The organism is Stenotrophomonas sp. GD03958 (assembly GCF_029839005.1).
Classification (GTDB): Bacteria; Pseudomonadota; Gammaproteobacteria; order Xanthomonadales; family Xanthomonadaceae; genus Stenotrophomonas; species Stenotrophomonas hibiscicola.
In genome coordinates, this window is record NZ_JAOBZT010000051.1 from 1 (window position 1) to 24,830 (window position 24,830).

At 68.2% G+C, this 24,830-nt stretch carries 24 protein-coding genes and 1 pseudogene; all 25 read left to right on the forward strand.

Going from position 1 to position 24,830, the window contains the following annotated elements; genetic code table 11:
* The first annotated feature begins 141 nt into the window (after positions 1 to 141).
* Complete coding sequence (gene fliE / locus N5C25_RS14405) at positions 142 to 507, forward strand: flagellar hook-basal body complex protein FliE (RefSeq protein WP_005409552.1); 366 nt, start codon at positions 142 to 144, stop codon at positions 505 to 507.
* A 13-nt stretch (positions 508 to 520) separates the two neighbouring features.
* Complete coding sequence (gene fliF, locus N5C25_RS14410) at positions 521 to 2,167, forward strand: flagellar basal-body MS-ring/collar protein FliF (RefSeq protein ID WP_058980026.1); 1,647 nt, start codon at positions 521 to 523, stop codon at positions 2,165 to 2,167.
* Positions 2,168 to 2,174: 7 nt separating this feature from the next.
* The gene (gene fliG, locus N5C25_RS14415; RefSeq protein ID WP_024958226.1) at positions 2,175 to 3,161 is read left to right on the forward strand and encodes a flagellar motor switch protein FliG; all 987 of its coding nucleotides are present in this window, start codon (positions 2,175 to 2,177) and stop codon (positions 3,159 to 3,161) included.
* The gene (locus N5C25_RS14420; protein ID WP_279937169.1) at positions 3,158 to 3,799 is read left to right on the forward strand and encodes a FliH/SctL family protein; all 642 of its coding nucleotides are present in this window, start codon (positions 3,158 to 3,160) and stop codon (positions 3,797 to 3,799) included. Before fliG ends, N5C25_RS14420 begins: the two co-directional genes overlap by 4 nt.
* Positions 3,796 to 5,181, forward strand: a complete 1,386-nt coding sequence (locus tag N5C25_RS14425) for a FliI/YscN family ATPase (protein ID WP_005413257.1) — start codon at positions 3,796 to 3,798, stop codon at positions 5,179 to 5,181. Before N5C25_RS14420 ends, N5C25_RS14425 begins: the two co-directional genes overlap by 4 nt.
* Before the next feature lie 3 nt (positions 5,182 to 5,184).
* Positions 5,185 to 5,652: a flagellar export protein FliJ gene (gene fliJ / locus N5C25_RS14430; protein ID WP_021203862.1), complete on the forward strand. Its 468-nt coding sequence runs from the start codon at positions 5,185 to 5,187 to the stop codon at positions 5,650 to 5,652.
* The gene (locus N5C25_RS14435) at positions 5,652 to 6,797 is read left to right on the forward strand and encodes a flagellar hook-length control protein FliK (RefSeq protein WP_279937170.1); all 1,146 of its coding nucleotides are present in this window, start codon (positions 5,652 to 5,654) and stop codon (positions 6,795 to 6,797) included. The genes fliJ and N5C25_RS14435 overlap by 1 nt, the downstream gene beginning before the upstream one ends.
* Before the next feature lie 137 nt (positions 6,798 to 6,934).
* Positions 6,935 to 7,450 carry a flagellar basal body-associated FliL family protein gene (locus N5C25_RS14440; RefSeq protein ID WP_279937171.1) on the forward strand — a complete coding sequence of 172 codons (516 nt, stop codon included), beginning with the start codon at positions 6,935 to 6,937 and terminating at the stop codon, positions 7,448 to 7,450.
* A 10-nt stretch (positions 7,451 to 7,460) separates the two neighbouring features.
* The gene (gene fliM, locus N5C25_RS14445; protein WP_021203860.1) at positions 7,461 to 8,465 is read left to right on the forward strand and encodes a flagellar motor switch protein FliM; all 1,005 of its coding nucleotides are present in this window, start codon (positions 7,461 to 7,463) and stop codon (positions 8,463 to 8,465) included.
* Complete coding sequence (gene fliN / locus N5C25_RS14450; RefSeq protein WP_005409543.1) at positions 8,462 to 8,797, forward strand: flagellar motor switch protein FliN; 336 nt, start codon at positions 8,462 to 8,464, stop codon at positions 8,795 to 8,797. The genes fliM and fliN overlap by 4 nt, the downstream gene beginning before the upstream one ends.
* Positions 8,794 to 9,213, forward strand: coding sequence for a flagellar biosynthetic protein FliO (gene fliO, locus N5C25_RS14455; RefSeq protein WP_014037105.1), 420 nt, complete (start codon positions 8,794 to 8,796; stop codon positions 9,211 to 9,213). Before fliN ends, fliO begins: the two co-directional genes overlap by 4 nt.
* Before the next feature lies 1 nt (position 9,214).
* Positions 9,215 to 9,994, forward strand: a complete 780-nt coding sequence (gene fliP / locus N5C25_RS14460) for a flagellar type III secretion system pore protein FliP (RefSeq protein WP_134731966.1) — start codon at positions 9,215 to 9,217, stop codon at positions 9,992 to 9,994.
* Positions 9,995 to 10,054: 60 nt separating this feature from the next.
* Complete coding sequence (locus N5C25_RS14465; RefSeq protein ID WP_005413254.1) at positions 10,055 to 10,324, forward strand: flagellar biosynthetic protein FliQ; 270 nt, start codon at positions 10,055 to 10,057, stop codon at positions 10,322 to 10,324.
* A gap of 13 nt (positions 10,325 to 10,337) precedes the next feature.
* Entirely contained in the window at positions 10,338 to 11,129 is a 792-nt protein-coding gene (fliR, locus tag N5C25_RS14470) for a flagellar biosynthetic protein FliR (RefSeq protein WP_279937172.1), read from the forward strand.
* Positions 11,130 to 11,293: 164 nt separating this feature from the next.
* Positions 11,294 to 13,429, forward strand: coding sequence for a bifunctional diguanylate cyclase/phosphodiesterase (locus tag N5C25_RS14475; protein ID WP_019659597.1), 2,136 nt, complete (start codon positions 11,294 to 11,296; stop codon positions 13,427 to 13,429).
* A gap of 158 nt (positions 13,430 to 13,587) precedes the next feature.
* Positions 13,588 to 14,718, forward strand: a complete 1,131-nt coding sequence (gene flhB / locus N5C25_RS14480; RefSeq protein ID WP_279937173.1) for a flagellar biosynthesis protein FlhB — start codon at positions 13,588 to 13,590, stop codon at positions 14,716 to 14,718.
* A gap of 44 nt (positions 14,719 to 14,762) precedes the next feature.
* On the forward strand, positions 14,763 to 16,823 hold the full coding sequence (flhA, locus tag N5C25_RS14485) for a flagellar biosynthesis protein FlhA (RefSeq protein ID WP_171953159.1): 2,061 nt from the start codon (positions 14,763 to 14,765) through the stop codon (positions 16,821 to 16,823).
* A 145-nt stretch (positions 16,824 to 16,968) separates the two neighbouring features.
* Complete coding sequence (gene flhF / locus N5C25_RS14490; RefSeq protein ID WP_279937174.1) at positions 16,969 to 18,585, forward strand: flagellar biosynthesis protein FlhF; 1,617 nt, start codon at positions 16,969 to 16,971, stop codon at positions 18,583 to 18,585.
* Positions 18,572 to 19,459 carry a P-loop NTPase gene (locus N5C25_RS14495; RefSeq protein WP_005409532.1) on the forward strand — a complete coding sequence of 296 codons (888 nt, stop codon included), beginning with the start codon at positions 18,572 to 18,574 and terminating at the stop codon, positions 19,457 to 19,459. Before flhF ends, N5C25_RS14495 begins: the two co-directional genes overlap by 14 nt.
* Complete coding sequence (locus N5C25_RS14500) at positions 19,456 to 20,199, forward strand: RNA polymerase sigma factor FliA (protein ID WP_019659593.1); 744 nt, start codon at positions 19,456 to 19,458, stop codon at positions 20,197 to 20,199. The genes N5C25_RS14495 and N5C25_RS14500 overlap by 4 nt, the downstream gene beginning before the upstream one ends.
* Before the next feature lie 57 nt (positions 20,200 to 20,256).
* Positions 20,257 to 20,649, forward strand: coding sequence for a chemotaxis response regulator CheY (cheY, locus tag N5C25_RS14505; RefSeq protein WP_005413247.1), 393 nt, complete (start codon positions 20,257 to 20,259; stop codon positions 20,647 to 20,649).
* Positions 20,649 to 21,254: a protein phosphatase CheZ gene (locus N5C25_RS14510; RefSeq protein WP_279937175.1), complete on the forward strand. Its 606-nt coding sequence runs from the start codon at positions 20,649 to 20,651 to the stop codon at positions 21,252 to 21,254. Before cheY ends, N5C25_RS14510 begins: the two co-directional genes overlap by 1 nt.
* A gap of 2 nt (positions 21,255 to 21,256) precedes the next feature.
* The gene (locus tag N5C25_RS14515) at positions 21,257 to 23,089 is read left to right on the forward strand and encodes a chemotaxis protein CheA (protein ID WP_026346971.1); all 1,833 of its coding nucleotides are present in this window, start codon (positions 21,257 to 21,259) and stop codon (positions 23,087 to 23,089) included.
* Positions 23,090 to 23,192: 103 nt separating this feature from the next.
* Positions 23,193 to 23,933, forward strand: coding sequence for a flagellar motor protein (locus N5C25_RS14520; protein ID WP_279937176.1), 741 nt, complete (start codon positions 23,193 to 23,195; stop codon positions 23,931 to 23,933).
* Position 23,934: 1 nt separating this feature from the next.
* A pseudogene (gene motD, locus N5C25_RS14525) lies at positions 23,935 to 24,780 on the forward strand (flagellar motor protein MotD); the annotation flags it as partial.
* Between the last annotated feature and the right edge of the window lie 50 nt (positions 24,781 to 24,830).

A 24,830-nucleotide genomic window follows, 5' to 3' on the forward strand; every position in this document is an offset into this window, starting at 1 on the left:
ACGTGGCCTCTGCGGGTGCAGGGCGCAGCCCTGCCACCAAACACCCCCACCCTCACTTCACTGAATCGAAAACCGGTTTCGGCACGGCACTTGCACTGGCTACAGCAGACAACCCCATCCCTGTTTCTGGAACCGTTGCAGATGTCCCACTCCGTCACTTCGATCCTTTCGCAGATCCGCTCCTATCAGACCCAGATGGGACAGCCGGCGCTCAACCCGCTGGGCGAAACGCCTCGCAGCAACGCCCTGCCGGGCACGGTGCTGGATGCACCGCAGGCCCAGCCGGCCAGCTTCACCGAAACCCTGCGTGGTGCGATTGCCGGCGTCAACGATGCGCAACAGAAATCCGGCGCCCTCGCCAAGGCCTTCGAAATGGGCGACCCCAGCGCCGACCTGGCCAAGGTGATGGTCGCCTCGCAGCAGTCCCAGATCGCCTTCCGCGCCACCGTGGAAGTCCGCAACCGTCTCGTCCAGGCTTACCAGGACGTGATGAACATGCCGCTGTAAGGAATAGAGACGCATGGCACTGACGCTCTCCAAGGACAGCCTGAACGCCGAAAAGGCCGGGCAATGGTTCGACCGCCTGCAGAGTCTGCAGATCACCCGTCGGCTGGGCCTGATGGCGATGATCGCGGTGGCGGTGGCGGCAGGCCTGTCCGTGTTCTTCTGGTCGCAGAAGCCGGGCATGGTCCCGCTGTACACCGGCCTGGACCAGAAGGCGACCGCTGAAGCGACCGACCTGCTGCGCGCCGCGCAGATTCCGTTCGCGCTCGACCCGGCCACCGGTGGCATCACCGTGCCGGAAAAGAACCTGCACGATGCGCGCCTGAAGCTGGCCGGCTCCGGCCTGACCGACAGCGGCAAGCTCGGCTTCGAGCTGATGGAGCGCGACCCGGGCTTCGGCGTCAGCCAGTTCGTCGAAAGCGCGCGCTACCAGCATGCGCTGGAAACCGAGCTGTCGCGCACCATCAACACGCTGCGCCCGGTGCGCGATTCGCGCGTGCATCTGGCCATTCCCAAGCCCAGCGCCTTCACCCGCCAGCGTGACGTGGCCAGCGCCTCGGTCACCCTGGAACTGCGCGGCGGCCAGCAGCTGGAACGCAGCCAGGTCGACGCCATCGTGCACATGGTCGCGGCCAGCATCCCGGATCTCGCTCCGGAACGCGTCACCGTGGTCGACCAGAGCGGGCGCATGCTCAGTGTCAGCGATCCGAACAGCGAGGCTGCGGTCAACGCCGCCCAGTTCGAGCAGGTGCGCCGCCAGGAAACCTCGTTCAACCAGCGCATCCGCGAGCTGCTGGAACCGATGACCGGCCCCGGCCGGGTCAATCCGGAAGTGAGCGTGGACATGGACTTCTCGGTGACCGAAGAAGCCCGTGAGCTCTACAACGGTGAGCCGCAGAAGCTGCGCAGCGAGCAGATGAGCGAGAACACCACCAGCACCCCGGGCCCGCAGGGCGTACCGGGCGCGACCAGCAACAGCCCGCCGGGCCAGCAGGCCGCGCCGGCCACCGCGCAGGCCCCGACCGAAAGCAGCAAGAACGCCACCCGCAACTACGAGCTGGACCGCACCCTGCAGCACACCCGCCAGCCGGCCGGCCGCATCAAGCGCGTGTCGGTGGCGGTACTGGTGGACAACGTGCCGCGCGCCGGTGCCAACGGCAAGGTCAGCCCGCAGCCGCTGTCGGCCGCGGAACTGACCCGCGTCGAGGCGCTGGTGAAGCAGGCCGTCGGCTTCAACGCCGAGCGTGGCGACACCGTGTCGGTGATGAATGCCCCGTTCGTGCGTGACACCACGCCGGTCGAAGGGCCGGCCTGGTGGGAACTGCCATGGGTGCACGATGCCGGCCGCATGCTGCTCGGCGCGGTGGTGGTGCTGGCGTTGTTGTTCGGCGTACTGCGCCCGGCGCTGCGCGCGATCACCGGCCAGAACAGGAAGGACGACCCGCAGGCACTGGAGCCGCACACTGCGGACGTGCAGCTGGTGGATGACGATGGCATGCCGCTGCCGGCGCTGGGCGCCGACCGGGCGAGCCTGGCCGGGCCGGAGGCCCTGGCCCTGCCGGTGGATTCATATGAGGAACGACTGCGGATGGCGCGTGAAGCCGTAAAGACCGACTCCAAGCGCGTGGCCCAGGTGGTCAAGGGATGGGTGGCCAATGACTGAGGCACAACTGACCGGTGTACAGCGCGCGGCCGTGCTGCTGCTGTCCCTGGGTGAGCTGGACGCGGCCGAAGTGCTGCGCCACATGGAACCCAAGGAAGTGCAGAAGATTGGCATCGCCATGGCCACCATGACCGACATCACCCGCGAGCAGGTGGAACGGGTGATGGACCAGTTCGGCCAGGAGCTGGGCTCGAAGACCTCGCTGGGCGTGGGCTCGGACGACTACATCCGCAACATGCTGGTGCAGGCGCTGGGCAGCGAGAAGGCCGGCAACCTGATCGACCGCATCCTGCTGGGCCGCAACACCACCGGCCTGGACGCGCTGAAATGGATGGACCCGCGTGCGGTGGCCGACCTGGTGCGCAACGAGCACCCGCAGATCATCGCCATCGTGATGGCGCACCTGGAAACCGACCAGGCCGCCGACGCGTTGAAACTGCTGCCGGACCGTACCCGCGTGGACGTGCTGCTGCGCATCGCCACCCTCGACGGCATTCCGCCGAACGCACTCAATGAACTCAACGAGATCATGGAGCGCCAGTTCGCCGGCAACCAGAACCTGAAGTCGTCGAACATCGGTGGCGTGCAGTGCGCGGCCAACATCCTGAACTTCATGGACAGCGGCCAGGACCAGGCGATCCTGGGCGAGATCGCCCGCATCGATGCGCCGTTGAGCAACCGCATCCAGGACCTGATGTTCGTGTTCGACGATCTGGTCGACCTGGATGACCGCGAAATGCAGCTGGTGCTGCGCGAAGTGAGCGGCGAGCGCCTGGGCTTGGCCCTGCGCGGCGCCGACATCAAGGTGCGCGACAAGATCACCCGCAACATGTCGCAGCGCGCGGCCGAGATTCTGCTGGAAGACATGGAGGCCCGTGGACCGGTGCGCCTGTCCGACGTGGAAGGCGCCCAGCGCGAGATCCTGGCCATCGTCAAGCGCATGGCCGATGAAGGCACCGTTACCATCGGCGGCAGCGCGGAGGCCATGCTGTGAGCAACGTCGTGCGCTGGCTTGCCCCGGACCTGCTGGCCCAGCCCGAACCGGCGCTGGAGCAGGAGGATGCATTCGAACTCGCCGAGCCGGACCCGGAGCATGAACCCGAGCCACCGCTGCAGCTGCCGACGCTGGAGGAAATCCAGGCAATACAGGACAGCGCCGAGAAGGAAGGCTTCCAGCACGGCCATGCCGAAGGCTACGGCCAGGGCCAGGCCGAAGTGCGTCGCCTCGCCGCGCAGATCGAAGGGATCCTCGACAACTTCAGCCGACCGCTGGTGCGGCTGGAGAACGAAGTAGTCGGCGCGCTCGGCGAACTGGCGGTACGCATCGCCGGGGCGCTGGTCGGCCGTGCCTACGAAGCTGAGCCGGCACTGCTGGCACAGCTGGTCGGTGAGGCGATCGACGCGGTGGGTGGCAGCACCCGCGAGGTCGAAGTGCGGCTGCACCCCGACGACATCGCCGCGCTCGCCCCGCTGTTGAGCCTGCCGCCACAGCAACGCCTGGTGCCGGATACCAGTCTCAGCCGCGGCGATCTTCGCGTGCACGCCGAAGCGGTGCGCATCGACGGCACCCTGGAAGCGCGCCTGCGCGGCGCGCTGGACGCGGTGATCCGCCAGACCGGAGCCAATACATGAATCCCGATCCGCAGCCGACGCCGCCACCGGCCGACTGGGCCATGGCCCGCAACCTGCGCCTGGCCCGTCGGCTCGACGGCCTGCGCGTGGATACCGCCCATGGCCGTGGCCTGATCCGCGAAGGCGTGCTGCGCCGCGCCGTCGGACTGACCCTGGAAGCGGTCGGCTGCGAAGCGCCGCTGGGTGCCAGCTGCAAGGTGGAAGTGGTCGATGGTGGCTGGGTCGATGCCGAAGTGGTCGGCTTCGCCGGCGAGCGCACTTACCTGATGCCGAGCGCGGAACTGCACGGCCTGCTGCCCAATGCGCGGGTGGTGCCGTCCGCACGCCGTGGCGGCGTTGAAGTGGGCGAAGGCCTGCTCGGCCGCGTCATCGACAGCGACGGCGTGCCGCTTGACGGCAAGGGCCCGATCCGCGCCGAGGGCCATGTCGGCATGGCCGGCGTGTCGATCAATCCGCTGGCACGTGAACCGATCACCCAGCCGCTGGACGTGGGCGTGCGTGCGATCAACGCGCTGCTGCCGATCGGCCGCGGCCAGCGTGTCGGCCTGTTCGCCGGCTCCGGCGTCGGCAAGTCGACGCTGCTGGGCATGATGACCCGCTATACCGCCGCCGACGTGATCGTGGTCGGCCTGATCGGTGAACGTGGCCGCGAAGTCCGCGATTTCGTCGAGACCACGCTGGGCGAGGAAGGCCTGCGCCGCGCCGTGGTGGTGGCCAGTCCCGCCGACCGGCCGCCGCTGGCGCGCCTGCACGGTGCCTACCGCGCTACCGCCATCGCCGAATGGTTCCGCGACCAGGGACTGAACGTGCTGCTGCTGATGGACTCGCTGACCCGCTTCGCCCAGGCGCAGCGAGAAATCGGCCTGTCGGTCGGCGAGCCGCCGACCACCCGCGGCTACCCGCCGTCGGTGTTCGCCAAGCTGCCGGCACTGGTCGAACGCGCCGGCAATGGCGCCAAGGGCCGTGGCTCGATCACCGCGTTCTACACGGTGCTGACCGAAGGCGATGATCCGCAGGACCCGATCGCCGATGCGGCGCGCGCGATCCTCGACGGCCACATCCTGCTCTCGCGGCGCGTGGCCGACAGCGGTCTGTACCCGGCCATCGACGTCGAATCGTCGGTCAGCCGCGTGGTCACGGAAATCGCCGACGAGCCGTGGCGCCTGCGCATCCGCAAGCTGAAGCGACTGGTCTCGGCCTACTCGGCCAACCGTGACCTGATCGCCATCGGTGCCTACCAGCGCGGCAACGACGCGGCCACCGACGAAGCCCTGGAACGCTGGCCGGAAATCATGGAGTTCCTCGGCCAGGACGTTGCCAAGGCCGCAGATCTCCCGCACAGCCAGGCGGCGCTGCAGCGCCTGGTGGAACAAGAGAGTTAAGCCATGAACCAGTCCAAGCGCATCGATCCCCTGCTCAAGCGGGCCCAGGAACACGAGGACGCGGTCGCCCGCGACCTGGCCGAACGCCAGCGCGTGCTCGACACCCATCTATCGCGACTGGACGAACTGCGCCGTTATGCCGAGGAGTACGCCAACGCGCAGATGGCGGCGACCAGCCCGGCGCAGCTGCTCAACCGGCGTGCATTTCTCGACCGCCTCGACAGTGCGGTCGAGCAGCAGCAGGCCACGGTCAACGGCAACCGCGAGAAGGTGGAGGCCGAGCGCGCCCGCCTGATCCTGGCCAGCCGTGACAAGGCCGTGCTGGAACAGCTGGCGGCCAGCTACCGGGCGCAGGAGAAAGTGGTCACCGACCGCCGCGACCAGCGCGAAATGGACGACATCGGTGCGCGCCGTGCGCGTCTGGTGCAGGCCGAAGACCAGGATGGCACCGAGCAGGGAGGCCGCCCGTGATGCCCGCCCCGCTCGCCAGCAGCGCCAACGCGCAGGCACAGACTGCCGGCGGCGCTGCAGCGCGCGCGCCACGCAGCGAGGCCAGCAAGGATTTCAGCCAGCTGTTGCAGGGCGGCGCGCCGGACGCGCCCGCCGGCGCCGCCACGTCACCGCCCACCTCGGCACCGAAGCCGCAGACGAGCGCCGATGGAAATGGCCAGGCGCCGGAGGAACGCAGCATGGATGCGGCGGCGACGGGAAACGAGACGTCGCCCTTGCCGCCGCAAACTCCGCCTGCGGGTGATCGGGCGACGGACAAGGACACGCCGGCGGCCACCGAGGACGCGCCGTGGCCGCCGCTGGGCCTGGCCGGCCTGGTCCTGGCGATGCCGGCCCCCTCCGATCCTGCCGCCACTGCTCCTGCTGCAACGGGTGCGGGCGCGGCGCTGCCGGCCACTGCCGGACCGGGACTGCCTGCCCCGACGCCGACCCAGGCGCCGGGCGCAGCCGTCGCATCCATGACTGACAGCACGCCGCCGGCCGCCAGCGCCGGCGATGCCACGACCCTGCCACTACCGGAGACGGTCCTGCCCGGCAGCAAGCATGGCGACCGCGACAGCAACGACGTGACCGCGATCGGCGACCGTAGCGCTGCCCCATTCCTGCACGCCCCGGCCCCGGCGGCCCTGCAGGACCTCAAGGCTGCGCTCGCCACCGGCACTGCGGTCTTCAACGGCGAACCGACGCCCCGGCCCGTGTTCGGCGACGATGATTTCGACCAGGCCGTCGGCGCGCGCCTGGGCTGGCTGGCCGACCAGAAAATCGGCCACGCCCATATCCGCCTGAGCCCGGACGATATGGGCCCGGTCGACGTGCGCCTGCAGTTGAACGGCGACAAGGTGCACGCCAGCTTCAGCAGCCCGCACGTGGACGTGCGGCAGGCGCTGGAAAGCAGCCTGCCGCGCCTGCGCGAGCTGCTGGGCGAACAGGGCTTCCAGCTGGCACACGCTGATGTTGGCCAGCAGGCCCCGGGAGGTGACGGCAATGCGTCGGGGCGGCCCGGTGGCGGCGGTCTGCCCGGCGACGGAGAACCGACGCCGGGCGATGGCAGCATGTCGTCGGCGCAGCTGATCCGCCAGCGCGGATTGCTGGACGCTTACGCCTGACAGGTGTGCCAACCAAGGTTGGCAGCCACCAGAGCGATGCGGCTGGCATCCCGACGGAATTCCGTCGCCCGCCACTGCCCCGGCTCCGGCACACCCCTTGCATATCCTGGTGAAGCAACCCTCAGGAGCTTCACCCCGTGGCCGCAGCCGCTGACAAAACCAAGAAGACCGCCGAGAAGGACAAGGCCGCCAAGCCGCGCAGTCCGATCCTGATCACCGCACTGGTGGCCGTGCTGGCCGCCGCTGCCGCCGGTGGCGGCGTATGGTTCTTCACCCAGTCCAAGCACGAAGACAAGACTGAGCAGGCGCCGAAGAAGAGCGCCACCCCGGCCCCCGCGCAGTACTTCGCGCTGGACCCGGCGTTCGTGGTCAATCTCAATGGCCCGGTCGATGGGCCGCGCTACCTGCAGCTGGAGGTTCAGCTGATGACCCGCGACCCGGCTGCGCTGGAAGCGATCAAGACCAATGCACCCGCCATCCGCGCACGCCTGCTGATGCTGTTCTCGCAGGTCAGCCCGGACCAGATCGCCGATGTCGCCGGCAAGCAGAAGCTGCAGGCTGCGTCGCTGGCCGAAGTGCAGAAAGTGCTCAAGGCCGAGACCGGCAGCAATGGTGCCGACGACCTGCTGTTCACCAGCTTCGTGACCCAGTAAGGGCCCACCGATGAATGATCTGTTGTCCCAGGACGAGATCGATGCCCTGCTCCACGGCGTGGACACTGGCGCGGTCGAAACCGATCCGGAACCGCCGTCAGGCGAAGCGCGCTCGTACGACTTCGCCAGCCAGGACCGCATCATCCGCGGTCGCATGCCGACCCTGGAAATGGTCCACGAGCGTTTCGCGCGCCTGTGGCGGATCGGCCTGTTCAACCTGATCCGCCGCTCGGCCGAGCTGTCGGTGCGCGGCATCGAACTGATCAAGTTCAACGACTACATGCACTCGCTGTATGTACCGACCAACCTGAACCTGATCCGCTTCAAGCCGCTGCGCGGCACCGGCCTGATCGTGTTCGAGCCGACCTTGGTATTCGCCATCGTCGACAACTTCTTCGGTGGCGACGGGCGCTACCCGACCCGCATCGAAGGCCGCGAGTTCACCGCCACTGAAATGCGGGTGATCCACCTGCTGCTGAAGCAGACCTTCGCCGACCTGCGCGAGGCCTGGGCACCGGTGATGGATGTCGACTTCGAGTACATCAACTCGGAGATCAACCCGCACTTCGCCAACATCGTGACCCCGCGCGAATACGTGGTGGTGTGCCGCCTGCACGTCGAACTCGACGGCGGCGGCGGCGACATCCACGTGACCCTGCCGTACTCGATGCTGGAGCCGATCCGCGAACTGCTCGACGCCGGCATCCAGAGCGACCGCAACGATCGCGACGAAAGCTGGGGCCAGACCCTTCGCGAACAGCTCAACATCGCCGAGGTGACCCTGTCCAGCGTGCTGGCCAGCAAGCGCATGACCCTGCGCGACCTGACCCAGCTGAAGGTCGGCGACATCCTGCCGATCGAACTCAGCCCGCAGGTGCCGTTGTGCGTGGAGAACATCCCGGTGTTCACCGGCGAGTTTGGCATCGCCAACGGCATGAACGCCGTGAAGATCACCGCTACCCATCCGCCGGGCACCCGCCCGCGCGTACCCGTCATCCAGGAAGACCCGCAATGAACGATATCGACGCCCTCGAACCCACCCCAGCCCAGTTCAGCAGCCTGCAGGCCGATGAGGCGAACGGCCCGGACCTGAACCTGGACGTGATCCTGGACGTACCGGTGACCCTGTCGCTGGAAGTCGGTCGTGCCCGCCTGCCGATCCGCAACCTGCTGCAGCTCAACCAGGGCTCGGTGGTGGAACTGGAGCGCGGTGCCGGCGAATCGCTGGACGTGTTCGTCAACGGCACCCTGATCGCCCATGGCGAAGTGGTGGTGATCAATGACCGCTTCGGCGTGCGCCTGACCGACGTGGTCAGCCCGAGCGAGCGGATCCGGAGACTGCGTTGAGCCTGCTGGCCTCCACCCTGCTGGCGGTCGGCAAGACCGCCGCGCCCATCGGGCCCCAGGTCGGCCAGCATGCGGCCGCCGCACCCAGCCTGTTCGGCGCGGTGCTGGCGCTGCTGGCGGTACTGGCCCTGGTGATCGGCCTGGGCTGGCTGCTCAAGCGCATGCCCGGCAGCGGCTTCCGCCCGGCCGAAGGCATGAAGCTGGTGGCCAGCCTGAGCGTGGGCGCCAAGGAGCGCGTGGTGGTGGTCGAGGTCAACGGCCAGCAACTGCTGCTGGGCGTCACTGCCGGTGGCATCAACACCCTGCATACCCTGCCCGAACCGTTGCCGCCCCCGGCGCCGGTGCGCGTGCCGGACTTCAAGAACCTGCCGAATTTCGCCCAGTTGCTGCAGCAGCGGCTGCGCAAGGACCCCTGACATGCGTGTCACCCGTACCCGTCTTGCCACCCTGATGCCGTGGCTGCTGTTGCTTGCCCTGTGCCTGTTGCCGGCACTGGCGTTCGCCGCGCCCGGCGCCCCGAACACGCCGCTGCCGGACATCAACGTGGGCAAGATCGGCGGCCAGCCGGTCAGCCTGCCGCTGCAGACCCTGCTGCTGATGACGGCGATCACCCTGATCCCGTCGATGTTGCTGGTGCTGACCTCGTTCACCCGCATCATCATCGTGCTGGGCCTGCTGCGCCAGGCGCTGGGTACCGGGCAGACCCCGTCCAACCAGGTGCTGCTGGGCCTGGCCCTCTTCCTCACCGCGATGGTGATGATGCCGACCTGGGACAAGGCCTGGAGCGCCGGCATGGCGCCCTACCTCAACGGCGACATCGACTTCCAGACCGCCTGGACGCTGACCACGCAGCCCCTGCGCGGGTTCATGCTGGCGCAGATCCGCGAGACCGACCTGATGACCTTCGCCGGCATCGCCGGGCATGGCACCTACGCCAGCCCCGACGCGATCCCGTTCCCGGTGCTGGTCGCCTCGTTCGTCACCAGCGAACTGAAGACCGCCTTCGAGATCGGCTTCCTGATCTTCATCCCGTTCGTGATCATCGATCTGGTTGTCGCCAGCGTGCTGATGTCGATGGGCATGATGATGCTCTCGCCGATGCTGGTGTCGGCACCGTTCAAGATCCTGCTGTTCGTGCTGGTGGATGGCTGGGTGCTGACCGTGGGTACGTTGGCAGCCAGCTTCAATCCGGCTTGATATCCCGCGCAAAGCGCAGTCGAGCATGGCTCGACTCTACAAGAGCAGATGGACCCCCGAATGTCTCCCGAACTTGCCCTGACTGAACTGCGTGGCGGCCTGATCACCGTGTTGTGGGTGGCTGGCCCGCTGCTGCTCACCGTGCTGGTGGTGGGCGTGGTGGTGGGCGTGGTGCAGGCCGCGACCCAGCTCAACGAACCGACCATCGCCTTCGTCGCCAAGGCGGCGGCACTGACCGCGGTGCTGTTCGCGCTGGGCAGCCTGCTGATCGGCCACCTGGTTGAATTCACCACGCTGCTGTTCCAGCGAATTCCGCACCTGATCGGCTAGGACACGCGCTTCGATGGACGCCGCCACCCAGATGGCTGCCGACGGCCTTCAGGCCTTCGGCATGATCGGTACCGTACTGTGGACCATGCTGCGCATCGGCGCTGTGGCCATGGCCATGCCGATGGTCGGGACCCGCGCCGTCCCGTCACGGGTGCGCGTGGTGCTGGCTGGCACCCTGGCCATCGCACTGGCCCCGCTGCTGCCCCCGGTGCCGGACTGGACCGGCTTCGACGCCGCCACGGTGCTGACCATTGCGCGCGAGCTGGCCATCGGCGTCTCCATCGGCTTCCTGCTGCGGCTGGTGTTCGAAGCCGGTGCGATGGCGGGCGAACTGATCGCGCAGGGCACCGGCCTGGCCTTCGCGCAGATGAGCGACCCGCTGCGCGGTGGTACCTCCGGCGTGATCGGACAGTGGTTCTATCTGCTGTTCGGGCTGCTGTTCTTCACCGCCAACGGTCACTTGGCGCTGATCTCGCTGCTGGTGGACAGCTATCGCGCACTGCCGATTGGCGCTCCGCTGCCGGACCCGCACGCGTTCTTCAGCATCGCCCCGACTTTCCTGCTGACCGTGCTACGCGGCGCGCTGACCCTCGCGATCCCGCTGACGGTGGCGATGCTGGCAGTGAATCTGGCGTTCGGCGTGCTGGCCCGGGCCGCTCCGGCGCTGAATCCGATCCAGCTGGGCCTGCCGGTCTCGTTGCTGCTGGGTCTGTTCCTGCTGGCGCTGCTGGCCGGGGAAATGGGCCCGCCGGTACAGCGCCTGTTCGATGTCGCCTTCCAGGCTGCGGACGCGGTCACACACTGACCTGATCATCACGTTTTACTGCTTGCCCTTCCCCCGGGTCCGCGCGTTAGAGTGAATGCGCGGCAACCGGGGGGATGCCGCACGTGGCCGCCGCCCTGCGTCGGCCTGCCTCATGCATGCCCCACCGTGGTTTCCGTCGACAGGCAGGTCCGGGAGACTGACGAATGCTGGTAGGCACGTACAACCCGTGGCTGGTCGCAATCTCGCTGCTGGTAGCGGTGATGGCTTCCTACACTGCACTGGCAATGGCCGGGCGCACGATTACCGCGCCCGGCAAGGCCGCGGCCTGGTGGTGGCGCCTCGGTGGTGGCTTCGCCATGGGCCTGGGCATCTGGTCGATGCACTTCATTGGCATGCTCGCCTTCGATCTGCCCATTCCGCTCGGCTACGACCTGCCGATCACCCTGCTCTCGCTGGCCCTGGCGATCGCTTCGTCGGTATTCGCACTCTGGCTGGTCTCGCTGCGTACTCTGCCGCATCCACGGCTGGCCGGCGGTGCCCTGCTGATGGGCACCGGCATCGCCGGCATGCACTACGTCGGCATGGCCGCAATGCGCATGCAGCCAGGCATCGACTACGACCCGGGCTGGCTGCTGCTATCACTGATGGTGGCGGTCGCCGCCTCGTGGACAGCCCTGTATGTTGCGTTCCGCCTGCGTGGGCAGCGCACCCGTATCGGCGACCGCTTGGCCGCGGCGGGGCTGCTCGGCCTGGCGATCGTCGGCATGCACTACACCGGCATGGCCGCCGCTCGCTTTCCGGAGGGCAGCATCTGCGGCGCAGCCGTCGGCGACGGCTTGCAGAGCGAATGGCTGGCCATGCTGGTGGTGGTGCTGTCCGTGGCGATCCTCGCGGTGGTGCTGGTGGTGTCCTGGCTGGACCAGCGGGTGGAGGCGCAGCTGCTGCGACTGCGCAACTCCATGCTTAGCACCTCGTTGACCGATGCGCAGCAGGAACTGACCCAGGCCGCACTGCATGATCCGCTCACCCGCCTGCCCAACCGCCTGCTGCTGCAGCGTCGCATCGTGCAGGCACTGGCCGAGGCCGAGCAGGGCGGCAGCCGTTTCGCCGTGATGTTCATGGACCTGGACGGCTTCAAGCAGGTCAACGATGCCTACGGCCACCAGGCCGGCGATGCCCTGCTGGTGGCGGTGGCCGAGCGCACCCGCCAGCTGCTGCGGCCGAACGATATGCTGGCACGACTGGGCGGTGACGAGTTCGTGCTGGTGGTACGTATCGAACACGACGAGGACCTGCCCACCCTCGCCCGGCGCATCCTGCAGGCGGTGGGCAGCGGCCCGTTGCTGCCGGACAACGAACTGCAGGTAACCGCCAGCATCGGCGTGGCAATCTGCCCCGACCACGCCGCCAGCGAACGGCAGCTGATGGCGTTTGCCGATGCGGCGATGTACCAGGCCAAGGAATCCGGACGCAACGCGTTCGTGCTGTTTGCCGACTGGATGAATGACAGCGCTGAACAACAGTTCCGGCTGCTGGCCGACCTGCGCCGGGCCATTGGCAGCGAGCAGCTGTTCCTGCACTACCAGCCCAAGATCCGCGTGGCCACGCAGAAGGTGGCCGGTGCCGAAGCGTTGATCCGCTGGCACCATCCGGAGCATGGCCTGATTCCGCCCGATCGGTTCATCCGCCTGGCCGAGCGCAGCGGCGCGATCAACGAGATCGGGCGCTGGGCGCTGGACCAGGCCTGCCTGCAACTGCGGCGCTGGCACGATGCCGGTCACGAAGGCTGGTCGATGTCGGTGAACCTGTCGCCGGTGCAGTTCAGTTCGCCGCACCTGCTGCAGGATGTGCGCGCGGTGATCGAACGCCACAACATCGCTCCGCGCCACCTGGTGCTGGAAATCACCGAAAGCACGGTGATGCGCGATACCGACACCAGCCTGCGCCTGCTGCAGGCGCTGTCGGCGCTGGGCGTAGGCATATCCATCGATGACTTCGGCACTGGCTATTCCAGCCTGCTGTACCTGAAGCGGCTGCCGGCCACCGAGATCAAGATCGACCATGCGTTCGTGCGCGACCTGGAACACAGTGCAGAGGACGTGGTGATCGTCTCGGCGATCGTGGCGCTGGGCCATGCGCTGGACATGGACATCGTCGCCGAAGGCGTGGAAACCACCGCCCAGCGCGCCTACCTGGAGCGCCTGGGCTGCGACTACCTGCAGGGCTACCTGCTCGGCCGCCCGGTCGACGCGGCGCGCTTCATGCAGCTGCACGACCTGCCGCGGCCGCGGGTGGAGCTGGCACAGAGCCCACCGTCCAGCGACAACTCTCCCCTGTAGAGCCGAGCCTGCCCTCGGCTGCTCTTCGCGCCCGATCCAAACATAGCCAAGCATGGGCTCGGCTCTACAAATAGATCCGCGCCGCGCGTGGATAGGCAACACCCCATCACGGAACAGTTCTTGCACCCACCCCGGCAACCCCTGCCGCAGTGCCCGTGATGTCCGAGAACGAATCCGCCGGCGAAAAGACCGAACAACCCACCGAAAAACGCCTGCGTGACGCCCGCGAACAGGGCAACCTGCCGCGCTCGCGCGAACTGGGCACGGCCGCCGTGTTCGGCGCCGGCGTGCTGGCGGTGATGGCCATGAGTGGCTCGATCGGACGCGGCGCCAGCGCCTGGATGAAGCAGGCGCTGAGCCCGGAACAGAGCCTGCGGCAGAACCCGAAGGAACTGTTCGGCCACTTCGGCGACCTGCTGCTGCAGTTCATGCTGGTGATCGCGCCGCTGGTGCTGGTCTGCCTGCTGGCCAGCTTCGTCGCCCCACTGGTGATGGGCGGGCTGCGGTGGTCGCAGAAGGCGTTGCTACCCGACATCAATCGCATGAACCCGATGAGCGGGCTCAAGCGCCTGTACGGCCCGGAGGCCATCGCCGAGTTCACCAAATCGCTGCTGCGCGTGGCCTTCGTCGGCGTCGCCGCCGGGCTGGTGGTCTGGACCGGCTTCGACACCCTGCGCGGGCTGATCCACCACCCGCTGGAGACCGCCATCGCCGACGGCCTCGGCTTCACCCTGCGCCTGCTGCTGGCCACCGCCGGCGCAATGCTGGTGCTGGCCGCCATTGACGCCCCGTACCAGCGCTGGAACTGGATGCGCAAGCTGAAGATGACCCGGGAAGAGCTGCGCCGGGAAATGAAGGAAAGCGAGGGCAGCCCCGAGGTCAAGGGCCGCATCCGCCAGCTGCAGCAGCAGATGGCCAACCGCCGGATGATGGAAGCGGTACCGACGGCGGACGTGGTGGTGGTCAACCCCACCCACTACGCGGTGGCCCTGAAGTACGAGGGCGGCGCCATGAACGCCCCCACCGTGGTCGCCCTGGGCGTGGACGAGACCGCCCTGCGCATCCGTGAAGTGGCCGACGGCAACAAGGTCGCGATCGTCTCTGCCCCACCTTTGGCACGCGCCTTGTATCGGGAGGGCCAACTCGGAAAGGAAATCCCCGTGAGACTGTATTCGGCCGTCGCCCAGGTCCTGTCCTACGTCTACCAGCTGCGCGCGTGGCGCACTGGCCCGATGCCGGACGCCCCGCACATCCAGGTGGATGAATTCGGCAAGGGAGGCCGCCCGTGAGCGCCCAGCCCTCCACCGGCTTCAACACCCGCCGCGCCCTGGAAATGATCCGCCAGGGTCTTGGCGCGCCGCTGATCGTGCTGGCCCTGCTGGCCATGGTCGTGGTGCCGCTGGCCGCGCCGGTGCTCGATGCGCTGTTCACCTTCAACATTGCCATCTCGCTGATGGTGCTGCTGGCGGTGGTCTACGTGAAGCGCCCGCTGGACTTCACCATCTTCCCGATCGTGCTGCTGATCACCACCATGCTGCGGCTGGCGCTGAACGTGGCCTCCACCCGCGTGATCCTGCTCAACGGCCAGAACGGCCACGATGCTGCGGGCAAGGTCATCGCCGCCTTCGGCGAATTCGTGATCGGCGGCAACTACGCGGTGGGCATCGTGGTGTTCGCGATCCTCACCATCATCAACTTCGTGGTGATCACCAAGGGCGCCGGCCGGGTCTCGGAAGTGACCGCGCGCTTCATCCTCGACGCGATGCCCGGCAAGCAGATGGCGATCGACGCCGACCTCAACGCCGGTTTGCTGACGCGTGAAGAAGCCAAGCTGCGCCGCGAAGAAGTCCGCGAGGAAGCCGACTTCTACGGTGCGATGGACGGTGCCAGCAAGTTCATCCGCGGCGACGCCATCGCCGGCATCCTGATCCTGTTCATCAACATGCTCGGCGGCCTGGCCGTGGGTGTGCTGCAGCATGGCATGCCCTTCGGTGAAGCCGCTGCCACCTACACCCTGTTGTCGATCGGTGACGGCCTGGTGGCCCAGCTGCCGGCGCTGCTGGTCTCCAGTGCGGTGGCGATGCTGGTCACCCGCGCCTCGCGCTCGCAGGACATGGCCCAGGCCATGACCGGCCAGGTGTTCGGCCAGTACCGGGCGCTGGCGATCACCGCCGGCATCATCGGCCTGGTGGGCCTGGTGCCGGGCATGCCCAACGTCGCTTTCCTGACGCTGGCGTCGATCCTCGGCTTCATTGCCTGGAAGCTGTACCGCAAGACCCAGGCCCCGGCCGCCGATGCCGCCGCAACGGGCAAGGACCCGGCGGCGCTCAACGCCCTCGGCCGCCCGGCCGCGCCGGCGCCCACCGCCGAACTGAGCTGGGACGAACTGCGCCCGGTCGATCCGCTGGGCCTGGAGGTCGGCTACCGGCTGATTCCACTGGTGGACAGCAACCAGGGCGGCGAACTGATGGCGCGCATCAAGGGCGTGCGCCGCAAGCTGACCCAGGATGTCGGCTTCCTGATTCCATCGGTACACATCCGCGACAACCTGGAACTGCCCGCCAACGGCTACCGCGTGCTGGTGCACGGCGTGCCGGTGGCCACCGCCGAGATCCACCCCGACCGCGAGCTCGCGCTGGACCCGGGCAGCGCGCTGGGCACGCTGGAAGGCATCGCCGGCAAGGACCCCGCGTTCGGCCTCGATGCCACCTGGATCCAACCGCACCAGCGTGCCCAGGCCGAAACGCTGGGCTACACGGTGGTCGACCCGGCCACCGTGGTCGCCACCCACCTTTCGCACCTGATCCGCGAGCACGCACCTGAGTTGCTCGGCCATGAGGAAGTGCAACACCTGCTGGCCAACCTGGCCAAGAGCGCGCCCAAGCTCGTCGAAGATCTGACGCCGAAGGCGCTGCCGCTGTCGGCGGTGGTGCGCGTGCTGCAGAACCTGCTGGTCGAGCGCATTCCGATCCGCCAGCTGCGCAAGATCGCCGAGGCACTGGTCGAACATGCGCCCAGCAGCCAGGACCCGGCCGTGCTGACCGCCGCCGTGCGCACCGCCCTGGGCCGCTTCATCGTGCAGGAGATCGCCGGAATGTCGGCGGAGCTGCCGGTGTTCACCCTCAACCCGCAATTGGAACGTGTCTTGCAGGAGTCCACGCAGGGCAACGGCGCCGCGCTGGAACCCGGACTCGCTGAGCGACTGCACCAGAGCCTGGCCGAATGTGTCAGCAAGCAGGAAGCCCGCAACGAGCCCGCGGTCGTGCTGGTACCTGGCCCGGTGCGCGCCGCGCTGGCACGCCTGGTCCGCCACAGCGTTCCGTCGCTGTCGGTCCTGGCCTACAGCGAGGTGCCGGAGGACAAGCGCCTGAAGCTGGTCGGAACGATCAGCTGACGCCGCCCGCCGACGCGCCAGAAAACAGACACCACCTTCGAACCAACGCAACAGACAGATACTAAGGGGAACCCGCACCGTGCAGACCACCGACCACCCGAGTTCCCCGGCCGCCACTCCGCCGTCTTCGCCTCGTGACCACAGCATGAAAATCAAACGATTCGTCGCCGCCGACATGCGTTCGGCCATGAACCTGGTGCGCAAGGAACATGGTCCTGATGCCGTGATCCTGTCCAACCGCCGGATCGAGGAAGGCATCGAGATCGTCGCCGCCGCCAACTACGATGAAAGCGCCGTGCAGCGTGCGCTGGAAGCCTCGCGCCGCGACGTGGCGCCGCCGCCGGCGCCCAAGCCGCGCACCGCCGCCGATGCGGTGATCGCCGCCGTCACCCGCCGTCGCAGCGCCACCCCGGCACCGGAGCCGGTCGCCGCCACCACCTCGGCGGTGGCCGCCCTCGCCCGCGCCGCGGTCGGCGCCACCGGCCGCACCCTGGACAGCGCCGACGAGATCGTGCCGACCCGCGGCAGCACCGGCTTCGCGGCCACCCTCGCGCGTGCCGCCGTCAACGAACCGGCGCTGCCGGAACAGATCTTCGCGCCGTTCGCCGAGGCCATCGTTGCACCGGCCGCCGCCGTGCCGGCCAACCGCGCCCGCTTCCCGATCGATCCGCCGCACGAGGCGCATCACGAAAGCGTGGCGCCGGCCGTGCAGCCGCCGCCGCTGCCGACCGCTGCCGTCGCCGACGCGCAGCCGGCCAGCGCCGCCAGCGAACCGGCGTTGGCCGATGCCATCGTCGAAGCCGCGCCGGCGCCCGCCCTGGCCCCGGCTCCGGTGCTGACGGTGGTCGCCCAGGACGACGCCGAGATCCGCCAGTTGCGCCAGGAAGTGGCCGGCATGCGCCAGGTGATCGAGCGCGAGATGAACCGCTTCACCGACGAGCGCCTGCGCGGCTGCCCGGTGCGCGCCACCGCGTTGGACCTGATGGACGAATATGGCTTCGATGCCGGCCTGGCCCGCGACGTGGCCATGCAGATCCCGCTGGAGACCGAAGCCCATCGTGGCCGCGGCCTGATGCTGGGGCTGATCTCGCGCAAGCTGCCGATCGCCCCGGTCGACCCGCTGGAAGAAGGCGGCGTGATCGCCCTGGTCGGCCCGACCGGCGCCGGCAAGACCACCACCATCGCCAAGCTGGCCTCGCGATTCGCCGAGAAGCACGCGCCGCGTGACGTCGCCCTGGTCACCACCGATACCGCCCGCATCGGCGCCCGCGAGCAGCTCTACGGCTACGGCCGCCAGCTCGGCATCGCGGTGCACGAGGCCAACAGCGGCACCGACCTGGACCAGCTGCTGGAACGCCTGAAGGACTACAAGCTGGTGCTGATCGACACCGCCGGGCTGGGCCCGCGCGACCGCGCGCTGGCCGCCCAGCTGCAGTGGCTGCGTGCCGCCCGCCAGGTGCGCACCCTGCTGGTGCTGCCGGCCAATACCAGCTTCGGCGACATGGACGAGGTGGTCCGCCGCTTCGGCGCCGCCAACCTGCAGGGTCTGGTGCTGAGCAAGCTGGACGAGACCGGCCGCTTCGGCAACGCCCTGTCTGTGGCCGTGGACCATGCCCTGCCGATCACCTGGGTGACCGATGGCCAGGACGTCCCGGAGGACCTGCACCGGGCCAGTGCAGCCAATCTCGTACTTCGCCTTGAAGATTTGCGCCGAGCGGCCGATATGCCCTGCAACCCGGAGTTGAACCATGCCGTCGCGTGAGTACGCCAAGCTGACCAAGACCTTCCCGCTGTCGGCCACCCGCAGCGAGCCGCTGGGCCCTGTGCGCACCATCGCGGTGACCGGCGGCAAGGGCGGCGTGGGCAAGACCAACGTCTCGGCCAACCTGGCTGTGGCGCTGGCGGGCATGGGCAAGCGCACGCTGCTGCTGGACGCCGACCTGGGCCTGGCCAACATCGACGTGATCCTGGGCTTGAACCCCACCTTTACGCTGGCCGACTTGGTGGCCGGCCGCTGCTCGCTGGACGACGTCATCGTCGAAGGCCCGAACGGCGTGCTGGTGGTCCCGGCCGCTTCCGGCCGCCGGCACATGGCCGAGCTGGCCCCGGCCGAGCATGTCGGCCTGGTCAACGTGTTCTCCGAACTGGAACGCGAGCTGGACATCATGGTGGTCGATACCGCCGCCGGCATCACCGACGGCGTGCTGACCTTCTGCCAGGCCGCGCAGGACACCGTGGTGGTGGTCTGTGACGAACCGGCCTCGATCACCGACGCCTACGCACTGATCAAGGTGCTGTCGCGCGAGCGCGGCGTGGACCGCATCCAGGTGGTGGCCAACATGGTGCGCGACCCCAACGAGGGCCGCGTGCTGTACGAAAAGCTGACCCGCGTGTGCGAGAAGTTCCTCGCCGATGTCTCGCTGAACTACCTGGGCTGCGTGCCGCAGGACGACTGGCTGCGCCTGTCGGTCCAGCGCCAGCAGCCGGTGGTGAAGGCCTACCCGTCCAGCCCGGCCGCGCTGGCGATCACCGAGATCGCGCGTCGCACCGCACGCTGGCAGGCGCCGACCGAACCGCGTGGCGGCGTCGAGTTCTTCCTCGAGCGCATTCTCAAGCAGCGCGGGGTGGCCGCATGAAAGGCGCAGCCCAGTACCGGGAGGTCCAGCGCTCGGCGGCCAACGAGGTCATCTCCCAGCACTCGGACCTGGTGCGGCGCATCGCCCACCACCTGGCCGCACGCCTGCCGGCGAGCGTGGAGGTGGACGACCTGATCCAGGCCGGCATGATGGGGCTGATCGAAGCGTCGCGCAGCTACGACGCCGACCAGGGCGCCTCGTTCGAGACCTATGCCTCGATCCGCATCCGCGGTTCGATGATCGACGAGATCCGCCGTGGCGACTGGGTGCCGCGCTCGGTGCACCGCCGCGCACGCGACGCCGCTGCCACCATCCGCCGCCTGGAACAGAGCACCGGCCGTGCCGCCAGCGCCACCGAAGTGGCCGCCGCGATGGAGATGCCGCTGCCCGAATACCTGCGGCTGATGGAAGACGCCGCGCGTGGCCAGGTGCTGAGCCTGGAGTCACGCATCGAGGACCAGGGCGAGCTGGACACCGTCGCCCAGGGCGGCCCGACCCCGCAGCAGGTGCTGGAGCGCGGCGAGTTCGGCCGCGAGCTGGGCAAGGCCATCGGCCACCTGCCCGAGCGCGAACAGCTGGTGCTCTCGCTCTACTACGAGCAGGAACTGAACCTGAAGGAGATCGGCGCGGTGCTCGGCGTGAGCGAGTCGCGGGTCTGCCAGATCCACGGCCAGGCGGTGCTGCGCCTGCGTGGCCGGCTCAAGATTTTCGAGGCGGCGGACGCCGGCCTGGAAGAATGAACATGCCCGAGGCGGCTGCCCCCGGCCGCCCGGAATGAACAACAAAGGAACTCTGCTTTGAACAAGAACATGCGCATCCTGATCGTCGATGACTTCTCGACCATGCGTCGGATCGTCAAGAACCTGCTGGGCGATCTGGGCTTCACCAATACCGCCGAAGCCGAGGACGGGCATGCCGCGCTGTCGCTGCTGCAGAGCCAGCCGTTCGATTTCGTGGTCACCGACTGGAACATGCCGGTGATGACCGGCATCGAGCTGCTGAAGGCGATCCGTGCCGATGCCAAGCTGAAGACCCTGCCAGTGCTGATGGTCACCGCCGAAGCCAAGCGCGAACAGATCATCGAAGCCGCCCAGAACGGCGTGAACGGCTACATCATCAAGCCGTTCACTGCGCAGACGCTGGAAGAGAAGCTCGGCAAGATCTTCGAACGCCTGGCGGCCAGCGCCTGATGGATACCACGGTCGACAAGAGCGCCCTCGCCCTGCGCCTGCAGGACGCCCTGGACGCACTGGAGTCCGGTGACGAAGCTGCCTGGCGGCAACGCATCGACGGACTGGTCGCGCTGCGTACGCAGCCGATGATGAGCGGCCTCTCGCGGCTGGCCCGCGAGCTGGGGCAGGCACTGGGTGAGCTGCCGACCGTGCCCAGCGAGGCCGGTGAGCTGGACGACGCCTGCGCACGCCTGGACCACGTGGTGGCGATGACCGAACAGGCCACCCACCGCACCCTGGACCTGGCCGAGGAATGCCGCAGCCTGACCGAACAGCTGCGTGCCGAAGGCCTGCAGCCAGGCCAGGACGCGCAGCTCGAGCGCATCCGCCACAACCTGACCGAGATCGCCCTGACCCAGAGCTACCAGGACCTGACCGGGCAGATCATCCGTCGCGTGGTCGGCATCGTCCGCCGCGTGCACGAGGGCTTCGGCGCACTCGGCCTGCCGCCGGAACAGCATCGCACCGACCCGGAACTGGCCGGGCCGGCACTGAAGGGACTGGACCGCCACGCGGTCTCGCAGAACGACGCCGACGACCTGTTGTCGGATCTGGGGCTGTAAGCATGAGCGCGGTATCCGACGACATCACTGCCGATTTCATCATCGAGGCGCAGGAGATCCTGGACCGCCTCGGCGAACAGCTGGTGTCGCTGGAGCAGGCACCGCAGGACAGCGACCAGCTCAATGCGGTGTTCCGCGGCTACCACACGCTCAAGGGCGGCGCCGGCTTCCTCGGCGTCACTGCCATGGTCGAGCTGTGCCACGCCGCTGAGGAGGCGCTGGGCGCGGCGCGCGCCGGCCAGGCCGTGCTGCAGGCCCACCACTTCGACGCGGCCCAGCAATCACTGGATTACCTGCAGTCGATGCTGGACGCCGTGTCGTCCGGCACCGAGCCGGGCTATGCGCCGCCGGACCTGATCGCCCAGTTCGACGTGCACGGGGGTGCCGTGGCTGCGCCCGCCGCCGCAGCAGCACCCGCCGCGGGGGGCAGCGACCTGATCACCGACGACGAATTCGAGGCGCTGCTCGACCAGCTGCACGGTGGCAATGCTCCGACTGCGATCGCGCCGGCAAAAAAAGCCGACGACGGCCTGATCAGCGAGGACGAGTTCGAAGCCCTGCTCGACCAGTTGCACGGTGGCGCCGCACCGGGTGCCAAGCCTGCTGCAGTCCTGGCACCGGCGCCGGCGCCCGCGCCGCGCCCGGTCGCTGCACCGGCACCCGTGGCCAAGCCGGCGGCCAAGCCGCTGGCCGAGGCCGAACACACGGTGCGCGTTGATACCAAACGCCTGGACGCGATCGTCAACCTGATCGGCGAACTGGTGCTGTCGCGCAATCGGCTCAAGACCCTGCGTGCACGCCTGCGCGATGAAGAGCTGGACCGCGCCGTGTCGACGCTGGATATCGCCACCGCGCGCCTGCAATCGGCGGTGATGCGCACCCGCATGCAGCCGGTGGGCAAGGTCTTCTCGCGGTTCCCCAAGGTCGCCCGCGACGTTGCCCGCTCGCTGAAGAAGGAAGTGGACCTGGAGCTGATCGGTGCCGAGACCGAGCTCGACCGCAACCTGGTCGAGGCCCTGGCCGACCCGCTGGTGCACCTGGTCCGCAACGCCATCGACCACGGTGTGGAAATGCCCGACCTGCGCGAGGCGCAGGGCAAGCCGCGGATGGGCCATGTGCGCCTGTCGGCCCAGCAGGAAGGCGACTACGTCAGCATCGAGGTGCAGGACGATGGTGCCGGCATCGACCCGGAGAAGCTGCGCGCCAAGGCGCGCGAGAAGGGCCTGATCGATCCGGAAGCCGCCGCCCGCCTGAGCAGCGAGGAGTGCCTGCACCTGGTGTTCCTGCCGGGCTTCTCGACCAAGCAGCAGGTCACCGATATCTCCGGCCGTGGCGTCGGCATGGACGTGGTGCAGTCGCGCATCCGCGAACTGAGCGGCCAGATCCAGATCCAGTCGGAACTGGGTCGTGGCAGCCGCTTCCTGATCCGCGTGCCGCTCACCCTCGCGATCCTGCCGACCCTGCTGGTGCAGGCCGGCGAGGACGTCTACGCGCTACCGCTGGCACGCGTGATGGAAGTGCTGCACGCGCCGCGCACCTCGCTGGGCTGGTTCGATGGCCGCGCCGTGCTTGATCGCCGCTCGCACACCCTGCCGCTGGTCGACCTGCGCCAGTGGCTGGATGTGACGCCGGCCGCGTCAACCCTGCTGACCATCGTGGTGCTGCAGGCCGGCGAAGCCCGCTTCGGGCTGGTCGTGGACCAGGTGCGCGGGCGTGAGGAAGTGGTCATCAAGCCACTGCCGAAGGCCCTGCGCGGCCTGCGCGGTTATGCCGGTGCAACCTTGATCGGCGATGGTCGCATGGCCCTGATCCTGGACGTGGACGGGCTGCGTTGAACCCCGCCAGGGCCATGCCCGGCGACCCGAAAAACTGTGACTACCGTCTGTACGCGATCTACCGGTGTCTCAAGTCCCATTCATACACGCCGATACCGGAACCATGGATAGACTCAGCCTCATTGGACTCTTTCTCGCCCTGGCCTCGCTGGTCGGCGGCAGCATCCTCAAGGGCGCCGGCCTGGCGTCGTTGTGGTCGCCTGCGGCGTTCGTGATCGTCATCGTCGGCACCGTTGCCGCGATCCTGCTGCATACCGCGCCGGCGGTGTTCAAGCATGCGTTCAAGATCGTGCGCTGGGTCGTGCGCCCGCCGCACAGCGATCGCCGTGAACTGATCCAGCAGATCGTCGAGTGGAGCAACATCGCCCGCCGCCAGGGCCTGCTGGGCCTGGAATCGCAGGTGGAAGCGCAGCAGGACCCGTTCCTGCGCAAGGGCCTGCAGCTGCTGGTGGACGGCGTCGAGCCCGAATCGATGCGGCACATGCTGGAAATCGAACTGGGCAGCCAGGAACACCAGGACCAGGCCGGCGCCAAGGTCTTCGAAGCGATGGGCATCTACGCCCCGACCCTCGGCATCATCGGCGCCGTGCTCGGCCTGATCGCGGTGATGAAGAACCTGGCCGACCCGAGCAAGCTCGGCCACGGCATCGCCGCAGCATTCACCGCCACCATCTACGGCATCGCCTCGGCCAACCTGCTGTTCCTGCCGGTGGCTGCCAAGCTCAAGAGTGTGATCTCGCACAACACCCGCGACCGCGAAATGGTCATTGAAGGCCTGATTTCCATCGCCCAGGGCGAGAACCCGCGCAACATCGAAACCAACCTTTCCGGCTTCCTGCACTGACATGGCCCGCCGCAAGCACCACGAAGAGCACGCCAACCATGAAGCATGGGCGATCCCCTATGCCGACCTGATGACGCTGCTGCTCGCCTTCTTCGTGGTCATGTACGCGATCTCCTCGGTCAACGAGGGCAAGTACCGGATCATGGCCGACGCGCTCACCGATGCCTTCGGTGGCGCACCGCGCACCATCAACCCGGTGCAGGTGGGGAACAAGCAGGTGCAGGGTGGCGGCTGGGACAGCCCTTCGGTGATCAAGTCCGGCACCAAGATCGGCCCGTCCGCGCCGGCGCCGTCGCACGACCCGACCCTGCTGCCGTCGATGGCCTCGCAGATGCGCATGCCGGTCTCCGTGCACAACCAGGAACAGATCGCCCGTGCCGAGCGCCAGCTCAACAGCATCGCCGACCGCCTCACCGCTGCATTGGCGCCGCTGATCGACCGCGGCATGATCAGCGTGCGCCGCACCGAGTTGTGGATTGAAGTGGAGATCAACAGCGACATCCTGTTCCCCACCGGCTCGGCCGCGCTGGACGTGCATGCACGGCAGACGCTGGCCAGCCTGGCCGAGGTGCTGCGTGACGTGCCCAACAGCGTGCGCGTGGAAGGCCATACCGACAACGTGCCGATCGCCACCGCCACCTTCCCTTCGAACTGGGAACTGTCGGCCGGCCGCGCGGCCAGCGTGGTGCACCTGTTCGCCGACCAGGGCGTGCAGCCGTCGCGGCTGGCGATGGTCGGCTATGGCCAGTTTCGTCCGCGCGAAGAGAACGACAGCGCGCAGGGGCGCAACCGCAACCGCCGGGTGATGGTCATCATCCTGGCCGACACCTCGCATTCGGTGGATCCGCTCGGCCAGCGCCTCAATGCGGCCACCGGCCCCGTCGACAACAGCACCAC

Coding starts and splice junctions, on each gene's coding strand:
- fliE (WP_005409552.1), top strand. CDS start 142: ATGTCCCACTCCGTCACTTCGATCCTTTCGCAGATCCGCTCCTATCAG.
- fliF (WP_058980026.1), top strand. CDS start 521: ATGGCACTGACGCTCTCCAAGGACAGCCTGAACGCCGAAAAGGCCGGG.
- N5C25_RS14425 (WP_005413257.1), top strand. CDS start 3,796: ATGAATCCCGATCCGCAGCCGACGCCGCCACCGGCCGACTGGGCCATG.
- fliJ (WP_021203862.1), top strand. CDS start 5,185: ATGAACCAGTCCAAGCGCATCGATCCCCTGCTCAAGCGGGCCCAGGAA.
- N5C25_RS14435 (WP_279937170.1), top strand. CDS start 5,652: ATGCCCGCCCCGCTCGCCAGCAGCGCCAACGCGCAGGCACAGACTGCC.
- fliM (WP_021203860.1), top strand. CDS start 7,461: ATGAATGATCTGTTGTCCCAGGACGAGATCGATGCCCTGCTCCACGGC.
- fliN (WP_005409543.1), top strand. CDS start 8,462: ATGAACGATATCGACGCCCTCGAACCCACCCCAGCCCAGTTCAGCAGC.
- fliP (WP_134731966.1), top strand. CDS start 9,215: ATGCGTGTCACCCGTACCCGTCTTGCCACCCTGATGCCGTGGCTGCTG.
- N5C25_RS14465 (WP_005413254.1), top strand. CDS start 10,055: ATGTCTCCCGAACTTGCCCTGACTGAACTGCGTGGCGGCCTGATCACC.
- fliR (WP_279937172.1), top strand. CDS start 10,338: ATGGACGCCGCCACCCAGATGGCTGCCGACGGCCTTCAGGCCTTCGGC.
- N5C25_RS14475 (WP_019659597.1), top strand. CDS start 11,294: ATGCTGGTAGGCACGTACAACCCGTGGCTGGTCGCAATCTCGCTGCTG.
- flhB (WP_279937173.1), top strand. CDS start 13,588: ATGTCCGAGAACGAATCCGCCGGCGAAAAGACCGAACAACCCACCGAA.
- flhA (WP_171953159.1), top strand. CDS start 14,763: ATGATCCGCCAGGGTCTTGGCGCGCCGCTGATCGTGCTGGCCCTGCTG.
- flhF (WP_279937174.1), top strand. CDS start 16,969: ATGAAAATCAAACGATTCGTCGCCGCCGACATGCGTTCGGCCATGAAC.
- N5C25_RS14495 (WP_005409532.1), top strand. CDS start 18,572: ATGCCGTCGCGTGAGTACGCCAAGCTGACCAAGACCTTCCCGCTGTCG.
- N5C25_RS14500 (WP_019659593.1), top strand. CDS start 19,456: ATGAAAGGCGCAGCCCAGTACCGGGAGGTCCAGCGCTCGGCGGCCAAC.
- N5C25_RS14510 (WP_279937175.1), top strand. CDS start 20,649: ATGGATACCACGGTCGACAAGAGCGCCCTCGCCCTGCGCCTGCAGGAC.
- N5C25_RS14515 (WP_026346971.1), top strand. CDS start 21,257: ATGAGCGCGGTATCCGACGACATCACTGCCGATTTCATCATCGAGGCG.
- N5C25_RS14520 (WP_279937176.1), top strand. CDS start 23,193: ATGGATAGACTCAGCCTCATTGGACTCTTTCTCGCCCTGGCCTCGCTG.